Source organism: Arthrobacter sp. NPDC080082 (assembly GCF_040686595.1).
GTDB lineage: Bacteria > Actinomycetota > Actinomycetes > Actinomycetales > Micrococcaceae > Arthrobacter.
This window is the reverse complement of the sequence record NZ_JBFBKQ010000003.1, coordinates 187,933-206,587: the sequence shown is the minus strand read 5'-3', so window position 1 is coordinate 206,587 and position 18,655 is coordinate 187,933. Positions and strand designations below refer to the sequence as shown.

Annotated in this window: 21 protein-coding genes; 3 read left to right on the top strand and 18 right to left on the bottom strand. The window is 69.3% G+C overall.

From position 1 onward, the window contains the following. Positions 1 to 48: 48 nt before the first annotated feature. Entirely contained in the window at positions 49 to 1,452 is a 1,404-nt protein-coding gene (locus tag AB0O44_RS07845) for an MFS transporter (protein ID WP_364136270.1), read from the bottom strand. Positions 1,453 to 1,571: 119 nt separating this feature from the next. Between AB0O44_RS07845 and AB0O44_RS07840 the strand changes: the two genes are divergently transcribed. Further along, complete coding sequence (locus tag AB0O44_RS07840) at positions 1,572 to 2,252, top strand: class I SAM-dependent methyltransferase (RefSeq protein WP_364136268.1); 681 nt, start codon at positions 1,572 to 1,574, stop codon at positions 2,250 to 2,252. 16 nt (positions 2,253 to 2,268) lie between these two features. Here the strand turns inward: AB0O44_RS07840 and AB0O44_RS07835 are convergent, their stop codons facing one another. From AB0O44_RS07835 to AB0O44_RS07805, 7 genes are all read right to left on the bottom strand, one after another. Beyond that, entirely contained in the window at positions 2,269 to 3,639 is a 1,371-nt protein-coding gene (locus AB0O44_RS07835; RefSeq protein ID WP_364136266.1) for an EAL domain-containing protein, read from the bottom strand. A 251-nt stretch (positions 3,640 to 3,890) separates the two neighbouring features. After that, positions 3,891 to 4,394: a hypothetical protein gene (locus tag AB0O44_RS07830; protein WP_364136264.1), complete on the bottom strand. Its 504-nt coding sequence runs from the start codon at positions 4,392 to 4,394 to the stop codon at positions 3,891 to 3,893. A gap of 55 nt (positions 4,395 to 4,449) precedes the next feature. Beyond that, entirely contained in the window at positions 4,450 to 4,980 is a 531-nt protein-coding gene (locus AB0O44_RS07825; RefSeq protein WP_290256831.1) for a MarR family transcriptional regulator, read from the bottom strand. 187 nt (positions 4,981 to 5,167) lie between these two features. Continuing rightward, positions 5,168 to 5,944 (bottom strand): enoyl-CoA hydratase, encoded by a 777-nt coding sequence (locus AB0O44_RS07820; protein WP_364136262.1) that lies wholly within the window; start codon positions 5,942 to 5,944, stop codon positions 5,168 to 5,170. Beyond that, positions 5,941 to 6,921, bottom strand: a complete 981-nt coding sequence (gene mmsB / locus AB0O44_RS07815) for a 3-hydroxyisobutyrate dehydrogenase (protein ID WP_364136260.1) — start codon at positions 6,919 to 6,921, stop codon at positions 5,941 to 5,943. The genes AB0O44_RS07820 and mmsB overlap by 4 nt, the downstream gene beginning before the upstream one ends. Continuing rightward, the gene (locus AB0O44_RS07810; protein WP_364136258.1) at positions 6,914 to 7,996 is read right to left on the bottom strand and encodes an enoyl-CoA hydratase/isomerase family protein; all 1,083 of its coding nucleotides are present in this window, start codon (positions 7,994 to 7,996) and stop codon (positions 6,914 to 6,916) included. The genes mmsB and AB0O44_RS07810 overlap by 8 nt, the downstream gene beginning before the upstream one ends. Then, positions 7,996 to 9,495 carry a CoA-acylating methylmalonate-semialdehyde dehydrogenase gene (locus AB0O44_RS07805; RefSeq protein WP_364136256.1) on the bottom strand — a complete coding sequence of 500 codons (1,500 nt, stop codon included), beginning with the start codon at positions 9,493 to 9,495 and terminating at the stop codon, positions 7,996 to 7,998. The genes AB0O44_RS07810 and AB0O44_RS07805 overlap by 1 nt, the downstream gene beginning before the upstream one ends. Positions 9,496 to 9,650: 155 nt before the next feature. Between AB0O44_RS07805 and AB0O44_RS07800 the strand changes: the two genes are divergently transcribed. Next, positions 9,651 to 10,457, top strand: coding sequence for an exodeoxyribonuclease III (locus AB0O44_RS07800; RefSeq protein ID WP_364136254.1), 807 nt, complete (start codon positions 9,651 to 9,653; stop codon positions 10,455 to 10,457). 31 nt (positions 10,458 to 10,488) lie between these two features. Then, positions 10,489 to 11,424: a hypothetical protein gene (locus AB0O44_RS07795; protein WP_290256839.1), complete on the top strand. Its 936-nt coding sequence runs from the start codon at positions 10,489 to 10,491 to the stop codon at positions 11,422 to 11,424. A 35-nt stretch (positions 11,425 to 11,459) separates the two neighbouring features. Here the strand turns inward: AB0O44_RS07795 and AB0O44_RS07790 are convergent, their stop codons facing one another. From AB0O44_RS07790 to AB0O44_RS07745, 10 genes are all read right to left on the bottom strand, one after another. Further along, positions 11,460 to 12,518, bottom strand: a complete 1,059-nt coding sequence (locus AB0O44_RS07790) for a LacI family DNA-binding transcriptional regulator (RefSeq protein WP_364136683.1) — start codon at positions 12,516 to 12,518, stop codon at positions 11,460 to 11,462. A 149-nt stretch (positions 12,519 to 12,667) separates the two neighbouring features. Further along, entirely contained in the window at positions 12,668 to 12,922 is a 255-nt protein-coding gene (locus tag AB0O44_RS07785; protein WP_364136252.1) for a hypothetical protein, read from the bottom strand. 19 nt (positions 12,923 to 12,941) lie between these two features. Continuing rightward, entirely contained in the window at positions 12,942 to 13,832 is an 891-nt protein-coding gene (locus AB0O44_RS07780; RefSeq protein WP_364136250.1) for a carbohydrate ABC transporter permease, read from the bottom strand. Then, positions 13,829 to 14,869: a sugar ABC transporter permease gene (locus AB0O44_RS07775; RefSeq protein WP_364136248.1), complete on the bottom strand. Its 1,041-nt coding sequence runs from the start codon at positions 14,867 to 14,869 to the stop codon at positions 13,829 to 13,831. The genes AB0O44_RS07780 and AB0O44_RS07775 overlap by 4 nt, the downstream gene beginning before the upstream one ends. A 6-nt stretch (positions 14,870 to 14,875) precedes the next feature. Then, positions 14,876 to 16,168, bottom strand: coding sequence for an ABC transporter substrate-binding protein (locus AB0O44_RS07770; RefSeq protein WP_290256844.1), 1,293 nt, complete (start codon positions 16,166 to 16,168; stop codon positions 14,876 to 14,878). 142 nt (positions 16,169 to 16,310) lie between these two features. After that, entirely contained in the window at positions 16,311 to 16,922 is a 612-nt protein-coding gene (locus AB0O44_RS07765; protein ID WP_364136246.1) for a hypothetical protein, read from the bottom strand. Further along, positions 16,919 to 17,587, bottom strand: a complete 669-nt coding sequence (locus tag AB0O44_RS07760; protein ID WP_364136244.1) for a hypothetical protein — start codon at positions 17,585 to 17,587, stop codon at positions 16,919 to 16,921. Before AB0O44_RS07760 ends, AB0O44_RS07765 begins: the two co-directional genes overlap by 4 nt. Continuing rightward, a complete protein-coding gene (locus AB0O44_RS07755) occupies positions 17,584 to 17,952 on the bottom strand; it encodes a hypothetical protein (protein ID WP_364136242.1) in 369 nt (122 codons plus the stop codon). Before AB0O44_RS07755 ends, AB0O44_RS07760 begins: the two co-directional genes overlap by 4 nt. Further along, positions 17,949 to 18,140: a hypothetical protein gene (locus tag AB0O44_RS07750; protein WP_290256848.1), complete on the bottom strand. Its 192-nt coding sequence runs from the start codon at positions 18,138 to 18,140 to the stop codon at positions 17,949 to 17,951. The genes AB0O44_RS07755 and AB0O44_RS07750 overlap by 4 nt, the downstream gene beginning before the upstream one ends. Then, positions 18,137 to 18,595: an Asp23/Gls24 family envelope stress response protein gene (locus AB0O44_RS07745; protein WP_364136240.1), complete on the bottom strand. Its 459-nt coding sequence runs from the start codon at positions 18,593 to 18,595 to the stop codon at positions 18,137 to 18,139. The genes AB0O44_RS07750 and AB0O44_RS07745 overlap by 4 nt, the downstream gene beginning before the upstream one ends. Positions 18,596 to 18,655 lie beyond the last annotated feature (60 nt).

The window sequence follows — 18,655 nt, the reverse complement described above, 5'->3', positions numbered from 1 at the left end:
GAAAGGGGGCTGCCGGCGTCCGCCGTCAGCCCCCTTGGGTTCTGGTTCCTAACGTCGAGCCGCAGGGGCCGCGTCCGCCGCCGTCGCGGGTTCCGCCGCGGCGTGTACCGTGGCGCCCTCCAGTCCACGGTTCTCCCGGTTGGGCAGGGCGAGGCTGCAGAGGACGCTGAACACGCCGATCCCGGCGAGCAGCACCCCGACGGACCAGGCCCCGGAGGTCCCGGCCAGCTGGGCCGCGACCAGCGGCACGATGCCGCCGCCCACCACGCCGGCCAGGTTGTAGCCCATGCCGGCGCCGGTGTATCGGTACCGGGTCTCGAAGAGCTCGGGCAGCAGCGCCCCCGCCGGACCGTACGCGACGGCGAAGATCACCAGGGTGACGGTCAGCCCGACGCCGAAGGCCAGCACGGTGTTGGCGCTGAGAATCGGGAAGAGCACCAGCGACCACGGCACGGCGAGCAGGCAGGACGCGGCGATGACCTTCTTGCGGCCGAAGCGGTCCGAGAGGATGCCCGAGGCGAGGGTGGCGGCGGCGACAAACACGGAGGCGACCATGCCGGCACTGAGGACCTCCACCCGGCCCAGCTTCATGCCGGCGGGGCTGGTGGCGAAGCTGGTGAGGTAGGCGGTGCCCATGTAGAAGAAGGCGAAGAGCAGCGTCAGGGCGCCGCCGGCCAGGAGGATCTCCCGCGGCTGGCGGCGCAGGGACTCAAGGACGGGCAGGCGTGTGGTGGTTGCACTGGCGCGGGCCGCGTTCTTGAAGACGGGGGTCTCCTCGATGCTCAGCCGGACCCAGAGGCCCACCAGGACCAGGACGGCGCTGAGGACGAACGGGACCCGCCAGCCGATGGAGATGAAGGCCTCGGACTTGTCGCCCAGGGTGAGGTTGGTCAGCAGGAAGGTGCCGCTGGCCAGGAAGAAGGCCACCGAGGGGCCGATCTGCGGGAAGGACCCGAAGAGTCCCCGTTTGCCCTGCGAGGCGTACTCGGCCACCAGGAGGGTGGCGCCGGCCCACTCCCCGCCGACGGCGAGGCCTTGCACGAAGCGGAGCACCACCAGCAGGATCGGGGCGGCCACGCCGATGGTGCTCGCGTCCGGGATGAAGCCGATCAACACGGTGGCGGTGCCCATCATCAGCAGGGTGGTGATGAGGGTCTTCTTCCGGCCGATCCGGTCGCCGAAGTGGCCGAAGTGGCCGAACACGATGGCGCCGAGGGGGCGGGCGAAGAAGGCTACGGCGAAGGTGCCGAAGGAGGCGACGGTGCCGGCCGCGGCCCCGAGCGCGGGGAAGAAGACGACCGGAAAGACCAGCGCCGCGGCGGTGCCGTAGATGAAGAAGTCGTAAAACTCGATAGTGGTTCCGGCGAAGCTCGCGAACGCCACCCGGCGCAGTGTCTTGCGGCTTGGCGCCGCCTGCCGTCCCGCCGGGGAAATGGGTGTTGCTGAGGTCATGGCAATCTCCTTTGATGTCAGCCTCGAGGCACGCTGTTGTGACCTGGCTCACTGTAAGAAGATTTGCGGACCGCAAACTACCTCCTAAAAGAGGTAGTGCCGCGGACCCCTACACTGGATTGACCACCGGATTCCGCCCCCGCGACGAGCAGCCCAAGGAGAGCCGCATGGACTACGACGAATCGTTCTGGGACGAACGGTACCGGCAGCACGGCCTCCACGGTTCGGTCTGGAGCGGGCAGCCCAATCCCCAGCTCGTCGCCGAGGTGGCGGGGCTGGAACCGGGGTCAGCGCTCGACGTCGGGGCGGGTGAGGGGGCCGACGCCGCCTGGTTGGCCCGGCGCGGCTGGCGGGTCACCGCCGTCGACATCTCCTCCGTGGCACTCTCCCGCGCCGCCGACGCCGTGCGGGACGATCCGGCCGCGGCGTCCCGCATCACTTGGCAGCACGCGGACCTGACCGTGGCCCCGCCGCCGGCCGGGACGTTTGATCTGGTCACCGCCCAGTACCTTCACCTGCCGCCGGAGCAGCGCCCGGACGTGTACCAGCGCCTCGCGGCGTCGGTGGCGCCCCGCGGGACCCTGCTGATCGTCGGCCACCACCCCTCCGACCTGGAGACCACCGTCCGCCGGCCGTCCCTGCCCGGCCTGCTGTTCACCGCCGAGCAGATCGCCGCGGAACTGGACGGGGAGGACTGGGAGGTCGTCACCTGCGCGGCCCGGGCCCGGGCGGCCTCCGACGCCGAGGGCACGCCGGTAACGGTGCACGATGCGGTGCTGCGCGCGCGCCGGAGGCCCTGAGACCTTGCGGGCAAGGTCAGCGGGACAGTGCGCCGCCGGGCCCGAGGTCCCCGGAGCCTGAGTCACCGGAGCCACGGTCCCCGGCGTCTCGCCCGGACGAGCCGCTCCATTGTTCCCAGTCCCCCGGATTCACGGACGGCCTGCCCAGATGGTAGCCCTGGGCGGCAGCCATGCCGAGTGCGGTGACGGTCCGCAGTTCGGCGTCCGTCTCCACCCCCTCGGCCAGCAGGGATGCTCCAATCTCGGCCGCGAACCCCGCCATCGCGGCGCCCAGGGCACGGTGGGCGGTCTCCGTGTCGATGTCCCGCACAATGGCGCGGTCCAGCTTGATCAGGTCAGGGGTGAGCTTGATGATGTGCCGCATCGAGGCGAAGCCCGAGCCGGCGTCGTCGATGGCCACCCGCAGTCCCGCCGCCCGCAGCGGGGCGAGTGCGTTGGAGAGCGCGGCGTAGTCGTTGACCTCCTGGCGCTCGGTCACCTCGATCACCACCCGTGCGGGGGCGATGGGCGCCTGCCAGAGGACCTCGTGCACCTCGGGGTCGAGGCAGGCTTCCGGGGACAGGTTAAGCGCCACGTACAGCTCCGCCGGGAGGCGCCGGGAGGCGCGCAGCGCGGTGCGCAGCGCCAGCAGTTCCAGCTGCACGCCGAGCCCCACGGAGGAGGCCTGGACAAACCACGCCTCGGGTGAGGTTCCTTCGGAGGCGGGGAAGCGGCTGAGGGCCTCGACGCCGATCACCCGGCCGGAGGCGAGGCAGCGGATGGGCTGGAAGGCGGTGACGAGGCGGGCCGCGGCGAGCTGCTCGGAGACCCGGCGGCGGACCTGTTCGGTCTCGTACGCGGTGGATGGCAGGTCCTCGACGGCGCGCGCCATGCCTTCGAAGCCGGCGAGGTTACCGTCGTCGTCGAGGATTGCCTCCCCGGTGACCTCCATCAGGACGCCGGTGCCGTTGCGATGCCGGCAGACCAGCACCAGCCCGGTGAAGGTCCTGTCGTCCCCGGCCGACGGCTGGGTGCGCAACGCGGCGGCCAACTCCGACGGGTCCAGGACCAGCCCAATGGGGCTGCCGACCAGCTCCTCCGGTGCGTAGCCGGTGAGCTGTTCACACATCGGGCTGGAGAAGGTGATGGAACCGGTATTGTCGACGGCCCAGAGCCATTCGCGGCTGGCCCTGAGCATTGTGTGGACCTGCCGGGAGCTGCGGCTGGCCTGCAGACGCTCGGTGCGCCGCTGGCGGGTCAGGCGGACGGCGGAGTAGACGACGATCGGCACGAAGGAAAGCATCACCGCGTCGAGGACCCACTGCCAGCGCTCCGTGTCCCCCAGCGGCTCAATACCCAGCAGGGAGGGAATGCGTACCGCCAGGGCCAGGACCAGGTCGATGGTCACGATGAGGCCAAGCCACGCACCGGGCGGCAGCCCCATCCGGGTTTGCGGCCGTGACCGGTGGTGCACCTGATCCGGCTGCCTGACCATAGCTATGACGTCCCCTCCAACCCAAAAGTTGCGGCAATCTTGTCACATATAGGCAAGATTTCCGGAATGGCGCGGCCGGGTTCGGAAAACGTTCACCAACGCGGTCCGGCCTGACCCCATCGATGGCGACGGGCCGTCAGGCCGGATACGTGGTGTTAGGGCGTTTAGGCCAGCATGTCTTCGAGCTCGGCGGCGCTGATGGCGGCGGCGACGCCGAGGCTTGAGCGCTCGGCACCGGCCTGGTCCGCGGCACGGACGGCGGTGGCGAGGGCCGCCTGAGCGGCGTCCATCTCCCACTGCAGGCTCTCCAGCCGGCCGGAGGCGGCGCGGACGGCGGCCAGCGGATCCGCAACCGGGGCGACGTCCTGGCGGAAGCCGCACGGGCAGACCCACTCGCCCAGGCCGGTGTGGAACTGCGCCCAAGGCAGGGACGCATCCGGATCAGGCGACATGGTCATCTCAGCGCCGCAGTGCGACGGGGCTACGGACGAGGCGGTGCGCTCCTTGTCCTTCGGGGTGCCATGCCCGGCGAAGGACTCATCCAGGTTCACGGTAAAGTCAGCCACCGGGGCCTGGGTGGCCTTCGGGGCCGACGCCGTTCCGTCTGCCGCTGCGCCGCGGCCGGAGTCCGGTTCTTCGGAGGTCTTGCGTTCGATTACAGCAGTCATTCGATCCATCGCCTCTAGATAGCTAGCTAATTACCTAGCTAGACTATCTAGTTTTCTAACTTTGTCCAGCGGAGACGAGATCGGGGTGTTCGGCATCCACCGTATCAACCGCCTCGCGCATCCGCTGCAGGAAGAAGGTGACCGCTTCGGCCTGTTCCGGCGTCAGCGATTCGGCCACCTCGATCATGCGCTGGTGCATTTGGCTGAGCGTGTGCCGCACCTCTTCGTCGGCCCCGGGAGTGGGCCTCAGGATAATGGCCCGGCGGTCCACCGGATGCGGCTCACGGGTGACGAACCCGCCGCTCACCATCCGGTCCACCAAAGCCGTCATGGACGCCGACGTCATGCCCAGGCGTGCGGCAAGTTCCTTGGGGCGGATGCCATGTCCGGCCTTTTCGGCGTCGAGCAGGTAGCGCAGCGCCAGCAGGTCCGTCTCCCCCATGGCCATGGAGGAGCGGGTCCGGCGGCGCATGGCCGTCTCGGAGGCCCGGTATTCCCTGAGCGCATTCAAGACCCGCACGGCGGTGGCTCGTCGGCTCTCGTCGGGCGGGTACCAGTAACCTTCTCCGGTACCTAGAGGTTTCATTGCGAAATTCCTTGATCGCCTAGATGTACGACAGTCTAAGGAATAGATGGTATCCGAGATCGGCCGCGTGTTCCAGACCGTGCCGGCCCGCGCGTGTCCGGGAACGCGAAAGCCGCCCCGCGTGGGCTGCGGGGCGGCTTCGACCGCGGTGTGGAGAGTCGCGGTGTGGAGAGTCAGGTGTGGAGCGTCAGCGGTGGGTAAAGTCCGGCTGGCGCTTCTCGCTGAACGCCGCCATGCCCTCCTTCTGGTCTGCCGTGGCGAAGAGGGAATGGAAGATGCGGCGTTCGAACAGGACGCCCTGGGCCAGGCCCGTCTCGAAAGCCGCATTGACCGCCTCCTTGGCCACCATCGCAACCGGCTTGGATTTCGCCGCGATGACCTCGGCGGCCTTCAGGGCCTCCGCCACGACGTCGTCGGCGGGTACCACCCTGGAGACCAGCCCGGAGCGTTCGGCCTCGGCGGCATCCATCATGCGGCCGGTGAGGACCATATCCATGGCTTTGGCCTTGCCGACCGCACGGGTGAGGCGCTGAGAGCCGCCCATCCCCGGGATCACGCCCAGATTGATCTCCGGCTGGCCGAACTTGGCGTTGTCCCCGGCGATGATGATGTCGCACATCATGGCCAATTCGCAGCCGCCGCCGAGCGCGAAGCCGGAGATGGCGGCGATCAGCGGGATCCGCAGCCGGGTCAGGTCCTCCCAGCCGCGGAACCAGTCGGAGGCGTACATGTCCATGTAGTCCTTGGACTGCATCTCCTTGATGTCGGCGCCGGCGGCGAAGGCCTTGGCGGAACCGGTGAGCACGACGGCACCGACCTCCGGGTCGGTATCCATCGCGGAAACCGCCGCGACGACCTCGTCCAGGGTGGCTTTGTTCAGGGCATTGAGCGCCTGTGGCCGGTTGAGCGTCACGAGGCCCACGCGGCCGCGGCGCTCCACCAGGATGTTTGCGTAGTCGGTCATGCCTGTCCCCTCGGCTGTTCTGATTTGTCCCGGATGTCGGTGATGATGCCGGAGAAGTCCCGCCCGGCACCGCCTTCCGCGGCAAAAGTATCGTAGATTTCGGAGGCCATCGGTCCCAGCCGGGCGGCCACGCCGGTGCTCTCGAGGGCGTTCAGGGCCAGTTTCAGGTCCTTGGCCATCAGCGCTCCGGCGAATCCGGGCTGGTAGTCCCGGTTGGCGGGGCTGGTGGGCACCGGGCCGGGCACCGGGCAGTTGGTGGTGAGCGCCCAGCACTGCCCGGAGGCCGCTGACGCCACGTCGAAGAGGGCCTGGTGTGTCAGCCCGAGCTTCTCCCCGAGGACGAAGGCCTCGCTGACGGCGATCATGGAGATGCCCAGGATCATGTTGTTGCAGATCTTGGCGGCCTGGCCGGCGCCGTGGGCACCGCAGTGCACCACCCGCTTGCCCATCACCTCGAGCATCGGCCGCACGGCCTCAAAGTCATCCGGGTCGGCGCCCACCATGAAGGTCAGCGTCCCGGCTTCGGCGCCCACGACGCCGCCGGAGACGGGGGCGTCGACGGCCCGGTGGCCGGCCTCGACCGCCAGGGCCGAGGCTTCCCGCGCCTCGTCGACGTTGATGGTGGAGCAGTCCAGGAACATGGTCCCCGGCGCCGCCGCGGCCAGGAGACCGTCCTGCCCCGGCTGTCCCGGTCCGTCAGGGGTGCCCCGGTAGGCGTCCAGGAGGTGCTTGCCGCTGGGCAGCATGGTCAGCACGACGGCGGCCCCGGCGACGGCGTCCGCCGCGGTGTCCGCCGTGGCGATGCCGTGCGCCCGCGCCGCTTCCAGGGCGGCCGGGACGACGTCGTAGCCTGTCACCGTGTACCCGGCCTTGACCAGGTTCACCGCCATCGGGCCGCCCATGTGCCCAAGGCCCAGGAAGGCAATGGGGCCGATGGGCGCGCCTGGCTGCACCCCGCCGGTCGGTGTTTCAGACATTGTCGCGCTCCTTCGTCAGTTCCAGTTCGCGGTCGCCCAGCGGGGCGAAGCAGGCGTCGACGTCGGCGTCGCTCACCTCGTCCAGGCTGGCCGGCTGCCAGTGCGGGGTCCGGTCCTTGTCGATGACCTGGGCCCGGATGCCCTCGCGGAAGTCAGGTCCGTCCAGGAAACGGAGGCCCACCCGGTATTCCTGTTCCAGCGCGCCCGCCAGGTCCAGTCCGGCGGCGCGGCGCAGCGACGCGAGCGTGACCTTGACGGCCATCGGGGATTTCGTCTCGATGGTGTCCGCGACGTCGACGGCCTCCCCGCCGACGGTGCGAAGCCGGCGGACGATCTCCCCGGCGTCGTTCCCGGCGTAACACGCGTCGATCCACTCGCGCTGCGCGGCCAGCACCGAGGCCGGTGCAGGCTCGGCGACGCGGGCGACCGCGTCGGCCACTGGCCCGGTTTCCAGCGCGGCGGCGAGCTCGTCCAGCCGGTCCGACGGGACGAAGGTGTCCGCAAGGCCCAGGAAGATCGCGTCAGCCCCGTTCAGGTGGGCCCCGGTCAGGGCCGCATGAGTACCGGTCTCCCCCGGCGAGCGGGAGAGCAGGAACGTCCCGCCGACGTCGGGGACGAACCCGATGGTGGTCTCCGGCATGCCGGTGCGGGTCCGCTCGGTGACGATCCGGACCGAACCGTGCGCGGAGATGCCCACGCCGCCGCCCAGGACCAGGCCGTCCATGAACGCGATGTAGGGCTTGGGGTACTCCGCGATCAGCAGGTTGAGCCGGTACTCGACGGCCCAGAACTCCGCGGTGGCGCGGCCGGCGTCGGCCATGTCCCGGTAGATGGCCACGATGTCCCCGCCGGCGCAAAGTCCGCGGTCACCGGCGCCCCGCACCAGGACGGCGGCGACGTCGTCGTCCGTCGCCCAGTCGGTGAGCGTCTCCAGCATGGCCGCGGCCATCCCGGCGGTGAGTGCGTTGACGGCCTTGGCCCGGTTCAGGGTGACGACGCCGAGCCGGCCGCGGCGCTCGAACAGGACCTCTGCGGCCGGCTCAGTGGTTGCCCCGGCGGCCGCCTGCTCAGCCATCAGCTGCCTTCCGGCATCACGAAGCTGGCGCCCTGGCGGATGCCGGAGGGCCAGCGGGTGGTGACTGTCTTGGTCTTGGTGTAGAAGCGGAACGCGTCGGCGCCGTGCTGGTTGAGGTCGCCGAAACCGGAGGCCTTCCAGCCGCCGAAGGTGTAGTACGCGATCGGGACCGGGATGGGGACGTTGATGCCCACCATGCCCACCTGGACGCGGCTGGCGAAGTCGCGGGCGGCGTCGCCGTCGCGGGTGAAGATGGCCACGCCGTTGCCAAACTCGTGCTCGCTGCAGAGGCGCAGCGCCTCGTCGTAGCTCTCCGCGCGGAGCACGCTGAGGACCGGTCCGAAGATCTCTTCCCTGTAGATCGACATGTCCTTGGTGACGTTGTCGAACAGGGTGGGGCCCACCCAGAAGCCGCCCTCGTAGCCCTCCACCGCGAGGCCGCGGCCGTCGGCCAGCAGGGTGGCGCCGGATTCGACGCCGGCGGCGATGTAGCCCTCGATCCGTTCCTTGGCGGAGGCGGCCACGACGGGCCCGAAGTCGGAGTCCTTGGCCAGGCTGTGGCCCACCTTCAGATCGGCGATCCGCTCCTGCAGCTTGGCTACCAGTGCATCGCCGGTTTCCTTGCCGACGGGCACGGCGACGGAGATGGCCATGCACCGCTCGCCCGCGGAACCGAACCCGGCACCGATCAGGGCGTCCGCGGCCATGTCCAGGTCAGCGTCCGGCATGATCACCATGTGGTTCTTCGCGCCGCCGAAGCACTGGGCGCGCTTGCCGTGCGCCGCGGCGGTGGCGTAGATGTACTGGGCGATCGGGGTGGAGCCGACGAAGCCGATGGCCTGTACGCGCGGATCCTCCAGCAGCGCGTCCACCGCCTCCTTGTCGCCGTTGACCACGTTGAACACGCCGTCGGGCAGCCCGGCCTCGGTGAAGAGTTCGGCCAGCCGCAGCGGCACCGAAGGGTCCCGTTCGGAGGGCTTGAGGACGAAGGAGTTGCCGGCGGCGAGGGCGGGGCCGGACTTCCAGAGCGGGATCATGGCCGGGAAGTTGAACGGGGTGATCCCGGCGACGACGCCGAGCGGCTGGCGGAGCGAGTGGACGTCGATGCCGGTGCCGGCGCTGTCGGAGAACTCGCCCTTGAGCAGGTGCGGGGCCCCGGCGGAGAACTCCACCACCTCGATGCCGCGCTGGATGTCCCCTTTGGCGTCCAGGAAGGTCTTGCCGTGTTCGGAGGAGAGCAGGGTGGCCAGTTCGTCCATGTTCTCGTTCACCAGGTCCACGAACTTCAACAGGATCCGGGCCCGGCGCTGCGGGTTCATGGCCGCCCACTCCAGTTGGCCCTTCTCGGCGTTGGCCACGACGTTGCGGACCTCCTCCGCGCTGGCCAGCGGCAGCCGGCCCTGCACCTCGCCGGTGCAGGGATCGTAGACGTCGCTGAAACGACCGGACGTGCCGTCGACGTGCTGGCCGCCGACGTAATGGGAAAGCTCACGAACCATGAGGGAATGCTCCTTTGCATGTGACCTAGATCATCTCGAACCCGAATATACTCGGACTTCCTAGTAATCTCCAGAGCCTCCGCGGGCCGCGCTGCGGCGTCGTCGGGCGCCCCGCCCCGCCCCCGCCGTCGGCCGCATTGGGTAAGTTAGGGTCTGTGAAGATTGCTACCTGGAATGTGAACTCCCTCCGTGCCCGCGCCGACCGTGTGGAGGCCTGGCTGCAGCGCAACGACTGCGACGTGCTGGCCATCCAGGAAACCAAGTGCAAGGACGAGAATTTCCCCTGGGAGCTCTTTGAGCGCATGGGCTACGAGGTGGCCCACTTCGGCCTTAGCCAGTGGAACGGCGTGGCCATCGCCTCCCGGGTGGGCCTGGACGACGTCGAACGCACCTTCATGGACCAGCCCGCCTTCGGCAAGGGCGGCAAGGATGAGACGCAGGAGGCCCGCGCGATCGGCGCCACGTGCGGCGGCGTGCGGGTCTGGAGCCTCTACGTCCCCAACGGCCGCGCCCTCGACGATGAACACATGCCCTACAAGCTCAGCTGGCTGGACACGCTCCGGTCCCACGCCGAGGGCTGGGTCAAGGCGGACCCGGCCGCACAGATCGCCCTGATGGGTGACTGGAACATCGCCCCGCGCGATGAGGACGTCTGGGACATCGACTACTTCCGCTCCGCGGGTCTCACGCACGTCAGCGAGCCCGAGCGCGCCGCGTTCCGCGCTTTCGAGGACGCCGGGTACACCGACGTCGTCCGCCCGCACACCCCCGGCCCGGGCGTCTACACCTACTGGGACTACACGCAGCTGCGCTTCCCGAAGAAGGAAGGCATGCGGATCGACTTCGTCCTGGCCTCCCCCGCGCTGGCCGCCCGCGTCACCGGCGCGGCGATCGACCGCGAGGAACGCAAGGGCAAGGGCGCCTCCGACCATGCGCCCGTGCTCGTGGACCTGGCCGACTGATGACCGGGCGCCGGGGAACCGCGGGACAGCGATGACGGGCAACCTCTACCGCGGCCAGGCCGGGTTGCCGTTCTCCTCGGCGCTACGCGTCTACGAGCCCTTGGAGGCCTTCCCCGCCGCGCAGCGCGAGGCCCTGCAGCAGGCCGGCGAGCGGGGCGAGACCCGTGCGGCGGTGGAAAACGCCGAACTGCAGGCCTCCCTGGGGCGGATCACCCGGGCCGACGGGGATCCCTTCCCCACCGGGCAGACGGACCTGGTGCGCGTGCTGGCGGTCACCGCCTCCGGTGCCGCGCCCCGCGGCGCCGGGAGCCTCGACGGCGGCGCCGCGGCCGCCTCCGCCGCCTCGGCTCCACACTCCGCGACGGCGCCGGCGCGGCTGCTGTACTGCCCCAGCCAGCTGGTGCTGCGGGCCGGCCTCGCCGCGAACGCCCTGATGGAAGGCATCCACGGCCAGCTGGCCCAGCTGCTGATCCCTGAGGACGTCCGCGACCGGCACCAGGAACGGATCGACCAGGTCAAGGCCCGCGAGGGCTCGGTCCGCGTGCACACCCGGGCCTCCACTTGGGGTATCCCGTTCAGCTGGTTCTGCCTGTTCCAGGAATCCGATCCCACCGACGTCGTCGAAGCCGACGGGCGAATCGTCACCGTGCGGATCCGGGCATCCCTGGCCGCGGCCACGGACCGGGCTCGGACCGCCGTCGCGCACCTGGCGCTGGCCGCCCCGGAACTGGACATGCTCGAGGACCTGACCCAGCTCACCGAATGGCTGGAGCTGTTCCACCCGGACTCGGTAGTGGAGCTGGACTACGGCGCCGTGGCGGACAAGGTCTACCCGGACGAATCGCCGCTGGATGTGCGGCTGGGCATCGAGTGCCTGGCCGAGGGGGACATGACCGGCGCCGCCGCGGCCTACCGGCGGCTGGCCTCCCGCTGGATCCCGATCCGGCAGCTGGCCCGCGCCTCCTAGCGGCGGGGCAACACGTCCGGACCTGTTCCCGTGCCCTACGCCTTCGCGCGGGGCGGCGCCGTCGAACTCCGGACGATCAGCGTGTGCGGCGCTACGGTGGAGCGCACCGCCCCGGCCACGCCGTCGAGCTCGTCCAGCAGCATGCGGGTGGCGAGCTCGGCCTGGTCGTCCGGGTGCTGGGCGACGGTGGTGAGCCCGACGCTGGCGGAGAATTCGTGATCATCGATGCCCACCACGGAGAGGTCCTCGGGGATCCGGACGCCGGACTGGTTCGCGGCAAACATCAGGCCCATGGCCATCTCGTCGCTGGCGCAGAAGACGGCGGTGGGCTTGGGGCCGGGGCGGTGCCACAGCCGCTGGAAGGCTTCCTGGCCGCTGCGGACGGTGAAGTCACCCCATTCGTCCCATTCGGACCGGACCGGCAGGCCGGCCTCGGCCATGACGTCGTGGAAGGCCCGGATGCGGACCCGGGGGACATCGAAGTTCAGGTCGGTCTCGTCGTCGCCGTGCAGCAGGGCGATATCCCGGTGGCCGATGTCGATCAGGTGCCGCACCGCGGTGGAGGCTGCGGCGTAGTCGTCGATCCCGATGTAAGGGCAGCCCTCCACGTGGCCGCCCACCACCACCAGCGGGATGTCGATCTTCTGGAGATGGTCCAGTTCGTCCTCGCTGAGCGCCATACAGAGCACCAGCAGCGCGTCGATCTGCTTGTAGACCATGGTTTTGCTGAAGAGCCGCTCGCGCCGGCTGCCGTGGCCGCCAAGGTTGAACAGCGAGAGGTTGTACTGCCGGCCGTGGAGTTCGCGGTCCGCGCCCTCGATGGCCTTGGAGAAGAACCAACGGCTGACGAAGGGGGCGAGGACACCGATGGTGCGGGTACGGCCCGTGGCCAGGCCCGACGCCGAGGACGACGCCACGTAGCCGAGGGTCTCGGCGATATCCAGGATCTTCTCCCGGGTGGCGGGCGAGACGCGGGGCAGGCCGCGGACGGCGCGGGAGACGGTGGCGGTGGAGACGCCGGCCGCGGCCGCGACGTCCTCAATGCTGACGCCGGTATGGCCGCCGCGCTGCGCCCTGTCTGTTGTCCGTCCCACCATTTCCCCTTGTCGTCCGGCCGCGCGGGCGTCCGGCGGGGCAGCCTCGCGGCTGCCCGTTTCAATTCTTGATCCTGCGCGCTGCCGGGCAGGCTCCTGAAGCGGCTCCCGGACCGGGTCCGGGGTCCGGCTGCGTGTCAGCGCCGGGGTCAGCGCCGGCGGGAGCCGGTGCGCTCCGGCAGCCGCCGGCGCAGCCGTACCATTCCGTACAGCGCCAGCAGCGTCACCAGCAGGCCTAGCGCCCAGCCGAGGGCCGGCTGGGCGGTCACCTCCATCCAGACGGTGACCGCCAGCAGGACCACGGCCCAGAAACCAAGGAACCCGATGATGATGTCGAAGTCCTCGCCGGAGCGGACGCGGCGGTTGGCGCCGCGAACCTGACCTTGGTTTCCGGGCGTTGCCATCAGGACCCCGTTCCCGGGATCACTTGACCGCGCCGGCGGTGAGGCCGGCGACGATCTTGCGCTGGAACACCAGCACCAGGATCACGAGCGGAATCGTGACGATGGTGCCGGCGGCCATGATGGCCGTGTACGGGATCTGGTTCGGCTGGGCCCCGGCGAAGCTCGCGATCGCGACGGTGACCGGCTGGGTCGCGTCGGACGAGAGCTGGCTGGCGATCAGGAATTCATTCCAGGAGGAGATGAACGCCAGGATCGCCGTGGTGAAGATGGCCGGTGCCGCGAGCGGCATGATCACCTTCCGGAACGCCTGTCCCTGCGTGCAGCCGTCCACCCGGGCCGATTCCTCGAGCTCCCACGGCATTTCGCGGAAGAACGAGGTCATGGTGTAGACGGTCAGCGGCAGCACGAACGAGATGTTCGGGATGATCAGCGCCTGGTAGGTACCCATCCAGCCGATGTTGGTGAACAGCTGGAACAGCGGGGTAATGAGGGCCACGCCGGGGAACATCGAGGCGCCCAGGATGAAGCCCAGGACCAGGAATTTGAACCGGAAATTCAGCCGGGCCAGGGCGTAGGCCGCGAACACGCCGATCAACAGGGACACCACGGTGACGACGACGCCGATGAACACGCTGTTCAGCAGGGCCTGGCCGAAGTGGTTGCCGAACGAGGTGTCGAACGCGGTATTGAAGTTATCCAGCGTCACGTGCGAGGGCAGGATCGAGGTGTCGTAGGTGAACCCGACCTCGCGGAAGGCCGTCACTACCATCCAGTAGGCCGGAGCGAGGCACCAGATGAGGATCACCAGCGCGCTGATGTAGGTACGGCCCTGTGCCCACTTCTCCCGGTTCTGGGCGGCCTGCCGCCCACGGTCCTGCTGCGCGCGCAGCTCGGTGGCGGCGGCGGTCATTTCTTCCCCCTCGTGGCACCGGTCTGCTGCTCAACCACGTTGGCTCCGAGGAACCGGACGAAGATGAACGCAACCAGGAAAATGATGATGAAGGTGATGGTGGAGAGCGCGGCCGCCACGTTGAAGCCCTGCCTGATCTGGTTGATCACCAGGATGGACAGCGTGGTGGTGTTGTTCGCGCCGCCGGTGAGGATGTAGGGCAGGTCGAACATGCGCAGCGCGTCGAGCGTGCGGAACAAGATCGCCACCATCAGCGCCGGGCGAACCAGCGGCAGGGTGATCATCCGGAACCGCTGCCACGCCGTGGCACCGTCCACCTTTGCCGCCTCGTACACCTCGGCGGGGATCATCTGCAGGCCTGCCAGGATCAGCAGGGCCATGAACGGCGTCGTCTTCCAGACGTCGGCGATGATAACCGCCCACTTGGCCGGCCACTCGCTTCCGGTCCACAAGATGGTGGTGTTGAACAGCTTGTTGGCAATGCCCTCGAAAGCGAAGATGAACAGCCAGAGCTTGGCGGTCACGGCCGTCGGGATGGCCCACGGGACCAGGACGGCGGCGCGGACCAGGCTGCGGCCCTTGAAGGTGCGGGCCATGATCATGGCCATCCAGAAACCGAGGACGGTTTCCAGGGCCACCGTCACCACCGTGAAGAAGAAGGTGGTGGCGGTCGCGGACCAGAACTGCGAGCCCAGGGTACCGGGCGGGCAGGCCACGGTTCCGCCGTTGGGCGCGGAGCACTGCTGAGCGATCCAGTTGACGTAGTTGCTGAAACCGGCCGGGCCGCCCTCGGTGAAGAGGCCGGTGGCCGGGTCCAGGCCGGCGTCGGCCTGGAAGGACATCACGATGGCGCTGATGATCGGATAAACGATCACCACGGAGAGCGCCAGGATGGTGGGGGCGAGCAACCACGAAGCCCACTTGCCCTGGCTCGCGATGACGTTGTCCTCCCCCACGCCCTTCTTCGGGGCCCGCTGCGGGGCGGCCCCGCCCGACGCCGGTTTCTTAACCGGCGTCGGGCCTAGTTCGGTTGCCATGATGGACTACTTTGACTGGGTTTCGATGGACTTCTGCATGTCGGACAGTGCTGCGTCAACAGCCTTCTCGCCCTTGATGGCCGAGTATGCGTTGTCCTGGATGGCCTTGCTGACGGCCGGGTAGAACGGGGTCACGGGGCGCGGGACGGCGTTCTCGATGGAGGTCTTCAGCACCGGCAGGTACGGCAGCTTGGCGACCAGGTCCTTGTCGTCGTACAGCTTGGTCAGGACCGGGGCCAGCGAACCCTGGGTGGCGAAGAACTTCTGGGTTTCTTCGGTGGTGAGGAACTTCATGAAGTCCAGCGCGGTGGCCTTGTTCTTGGAGTAGACGCTCATGCCGGCGCTGTGGCCGCCGAGGGAGGAGGCACCGGGGCCGGACTTACCCGGAAGGGCGGTCATGCCCAGGACGTCCTTGACCTTGGAGGAACCTTCGGTGGTGGCCAGGTTGTAAACGTAGGGCCAGTTGCGCAGGAAGAGCAGCTTGCCGTCCTGGAATGCCTGGCGGGATTCCTCTTCCTTGTACGTGATGGCTTCCTTCGGGATGTTGCCGTCTGCGTAGGCCTTGGCCAGGTTGCCGAGGCCGGCCTTGGCATCATCCGTGGTCAGGCTCGGCTTGCCGTCCTTGTCCAGGACGGAACCGCCGGCGGAGTTGATCGCCTCGGAGGCGTTCACCGTCAGGCCCTCGTACTTGGAGAACTGGCCGGCGTAGCAGCCCATGTTGTTGGACTTGGCGATCGAGCACATGCTCATCATCTCGTCCCAGGTCTTCGGCGGGGTGGGGACCAGGTCCTTGCGGTAGTACAGGATGCCGCCGTCGGAGGATTCGGGGGCCGCGTAGAGGGTGCCCTTGTAGGAGGCGGCGTCGAGGGTCGGCTTCAGCATGCCGGAGGTGTCCAGCGCCATCTTGTCCTTGAGCGGCTGCAGCCAGCCCTTGGCGGCGAACTCCGCGGTCCAGACGACGTCGACGCTGACCACGTCGTAGTTGGCGTTCTTGGCCTGGAAGTTCTGGACCAGGTCATCGTGCTGCTGGTCTGCCTGGTCAGTCTGCTCCTTGAACGTGACCTTCTCGTTCGGGTGCGCCGCGTTCCACTTCTCGATCAGCGGGCGGACGACGTTGCTGTTGTCCTTGCCCTGGACGTACGTGATGGGACCCCGGCCGTCCATGTTTGCGGCCGCGTCACCGCCACCCGAGTTGCCGCCTCCGCCGCCGCTGGAGCTGCCGCCGCCACCGCAGGCGGACAGGGAGAGGGCCAGCACACCGGCCGCGGCCACGGGAAGTAGATACTTACGGGTTTTCATACAGGTGCTCCTCGCTGAGTACCGGTGGAACCGGTGATGCATTCATGTGGTACCGATCACAGTAATCAGCCTTACCAATAAAATGCAAGCGTTTACATCACGAGTTGCGGAAGAGTTTCACAAACGCGACACGAAGCAGGTGTCAGCGCACCCGTTCGGCGCGGGCGAACCTGGAGCGGGCCCCGGAACCGATGTGGATGAGCACCGGAGTCCGCCGTCCGATCACCGCGTCCAGCGCTTCCACCAGCGCCGAAACCTCGGCCGCGAGCAGGTGCGGGGCCACGCCCTGGCGGGGCTGGACCCGGATCCGGAGGCCGGGCCGGCCCCTGAAGTCGTACGTCGCCACGGTGGCGCCGGCCAGGTCCGGGCGGCCTGCGAGGGCGGCTCGGAGCGCCTGCTCGGCCACTCCGCCGCCGATCCGGACGTAGCCGGGGACCTCGCCGGCGTCGTCCTCGGTCACGAGAATATTGGACCGGCCCTTGCCCTGCTGCGCCAGCCACGCCACCATAGCCACGATCACGGCGATCAGCAGGAGGACCATAACGATCCAGAGCCAGCTCTCGGACTGGCCGGGGATGCGCGTGCTCTCGGAAAGGGACCGGATGTGGGTCCAGACGTTAGCGGACCAGCCCTGCCACCAGGCGGCGACGGCGGGCACGGCGGCCAGCAGGACCAGCAGCAGCCCGACGGCCAGCAGCACCAGGCCGAAGACGCCGATCAGGATCCGGTTCAGGACGCGCGGAGTGCCATTCATGCGCCGATCACCCCCGAGGAGGCCACGTTGACCCGGACGGCGGGCATCGGTTCGGGCGCCATGTCGCGCAGTTCGGCCTCGACCGCGGCCTGGACGTCCCCGGCACTCAGCAGGACGCCGGAGGTAGGCCGGACATTGACCTGGACCTCGCGGCGGGAGACCACCACCATGACTTGTTCCTGGGTCACATTGGCTGCCAGCCGGGCGCGTCGGGCCAGGGCCGAGGCGATCACCTCGTCGTCCACGACGACGGCGGCGCGCGGGTCGGCGAGGACGTGCCGGGCGCGGCGGCCGGGGAGGACGGCGGCCATGACGAAGCACGCTCCCGCGGCCAGCAGGATGGCCCCCACAGTGCCCAGCAGGACCGGCGGGACCCCGGCGGGCAGGGCGGTGACCTGGTCCGCCGCGGTCTGCGGGTCGATCAGCCAGGGCGGCTGGCCCACGGCGCGCACCGCCGTTTCCAGTAGCGCGTAACCGCAGACGGCGATCACCAGGATGGCCGCCACCACGGCGGCACCGGCGCGGGAGGAGGTGGTCTCGCGGGCCAGGATCCGCTGCCTGGCGGCCTCGCCGGGGGATTCGGGATTGGTAAAGGTTGCGGGGTTTCCGGGCCCCTCGGACAGGGGGCCCGGGGGGACGTCGTTCCGCTGCGCTGCGTGTGTCACCGGACCCGCCCTCCGTCGGTGATGGAGGCGCCGCTGATGCGGATGTCGACGCGGCTCAGCTGCGCGCCGCTGAGCTCCGTGACCCGGCGCAGGATCTGCGCCTTGGCCGCGACGGCACGGTCCTGGATGGGTCCGCCGAAGGACGCCACCCGGGACGGGTCGCGCAGCACGCTGGTCAGCGACGGGATGGCGATGGGGGTGACGAGCGAGAGGGCCAGCAGGCCGTCGTCGTCCGTCCAGTCAGCGCGCACGTCCTGCGCCGGGACGCCCAGCGCCTCGGCCGCCGCGGCGCGCGCCACCGACGTCAGCGCCTGGGTGTTGATCCGGTTGTGTCCGGCCAGCTGCCGCCCGGTGGCCACGCTCATGAGGACGAGCGCCGGCCGGTGATGGCGTCGAGGACTCCGCGAAGGTCCAGTTTCCCTTCCGCCGCGCGGCCCAGCAGCCCGCCGATCGCCATGAAGAGCAGGGAACCAAGGAAGCCCCAGGCGCCGAACGCAAAGGACATGAACGCCAGGAACGCTCCGGCGGCAATACCGGCGATGGTGGGACTCATTGCAGGACCTCCCGCGTGGGACGGGCGTCCGCGGCCGCCGGCTTGGGCGGGCCGGGGACGAACACGTCGTGGATTTCGACATTGACCTCGATGACCTGCAGGCCGACAAGTTCTTCCACGGCCGCGTATACCGCGGCGCGGATCTGGTCTGCCAGCGGGTGCAGGGGCGTGCCGTAGAGGGCCACCAGGTCGATGTCCACGACCACCTGGGTCTCGCCCACCTCGGCGCGGACGCCCGCGGCGTGGTCCACGCTGCCTACCGCGTCGCGGATGGCACCGAGGGCACGGGACGGGCCGCTGCCCAGCGAGTAGACGCCGGGCACGGAGCGGGCGGCGATCCCGGCGACCTTGGCGACGGCGGTCTCGGAAATAACGGTGCGGCCGGAGGCGGCGGACGCCGCGGCCGGAACCAGCGCGCCGTCGGCAGCGGCCGGGTGGGAATCCTGGTGGTCCATGGGGCACTCCCTTCTCTTTTCCACCACCCTAGCCCGTGGGACCGACGATGGGGATGAGGC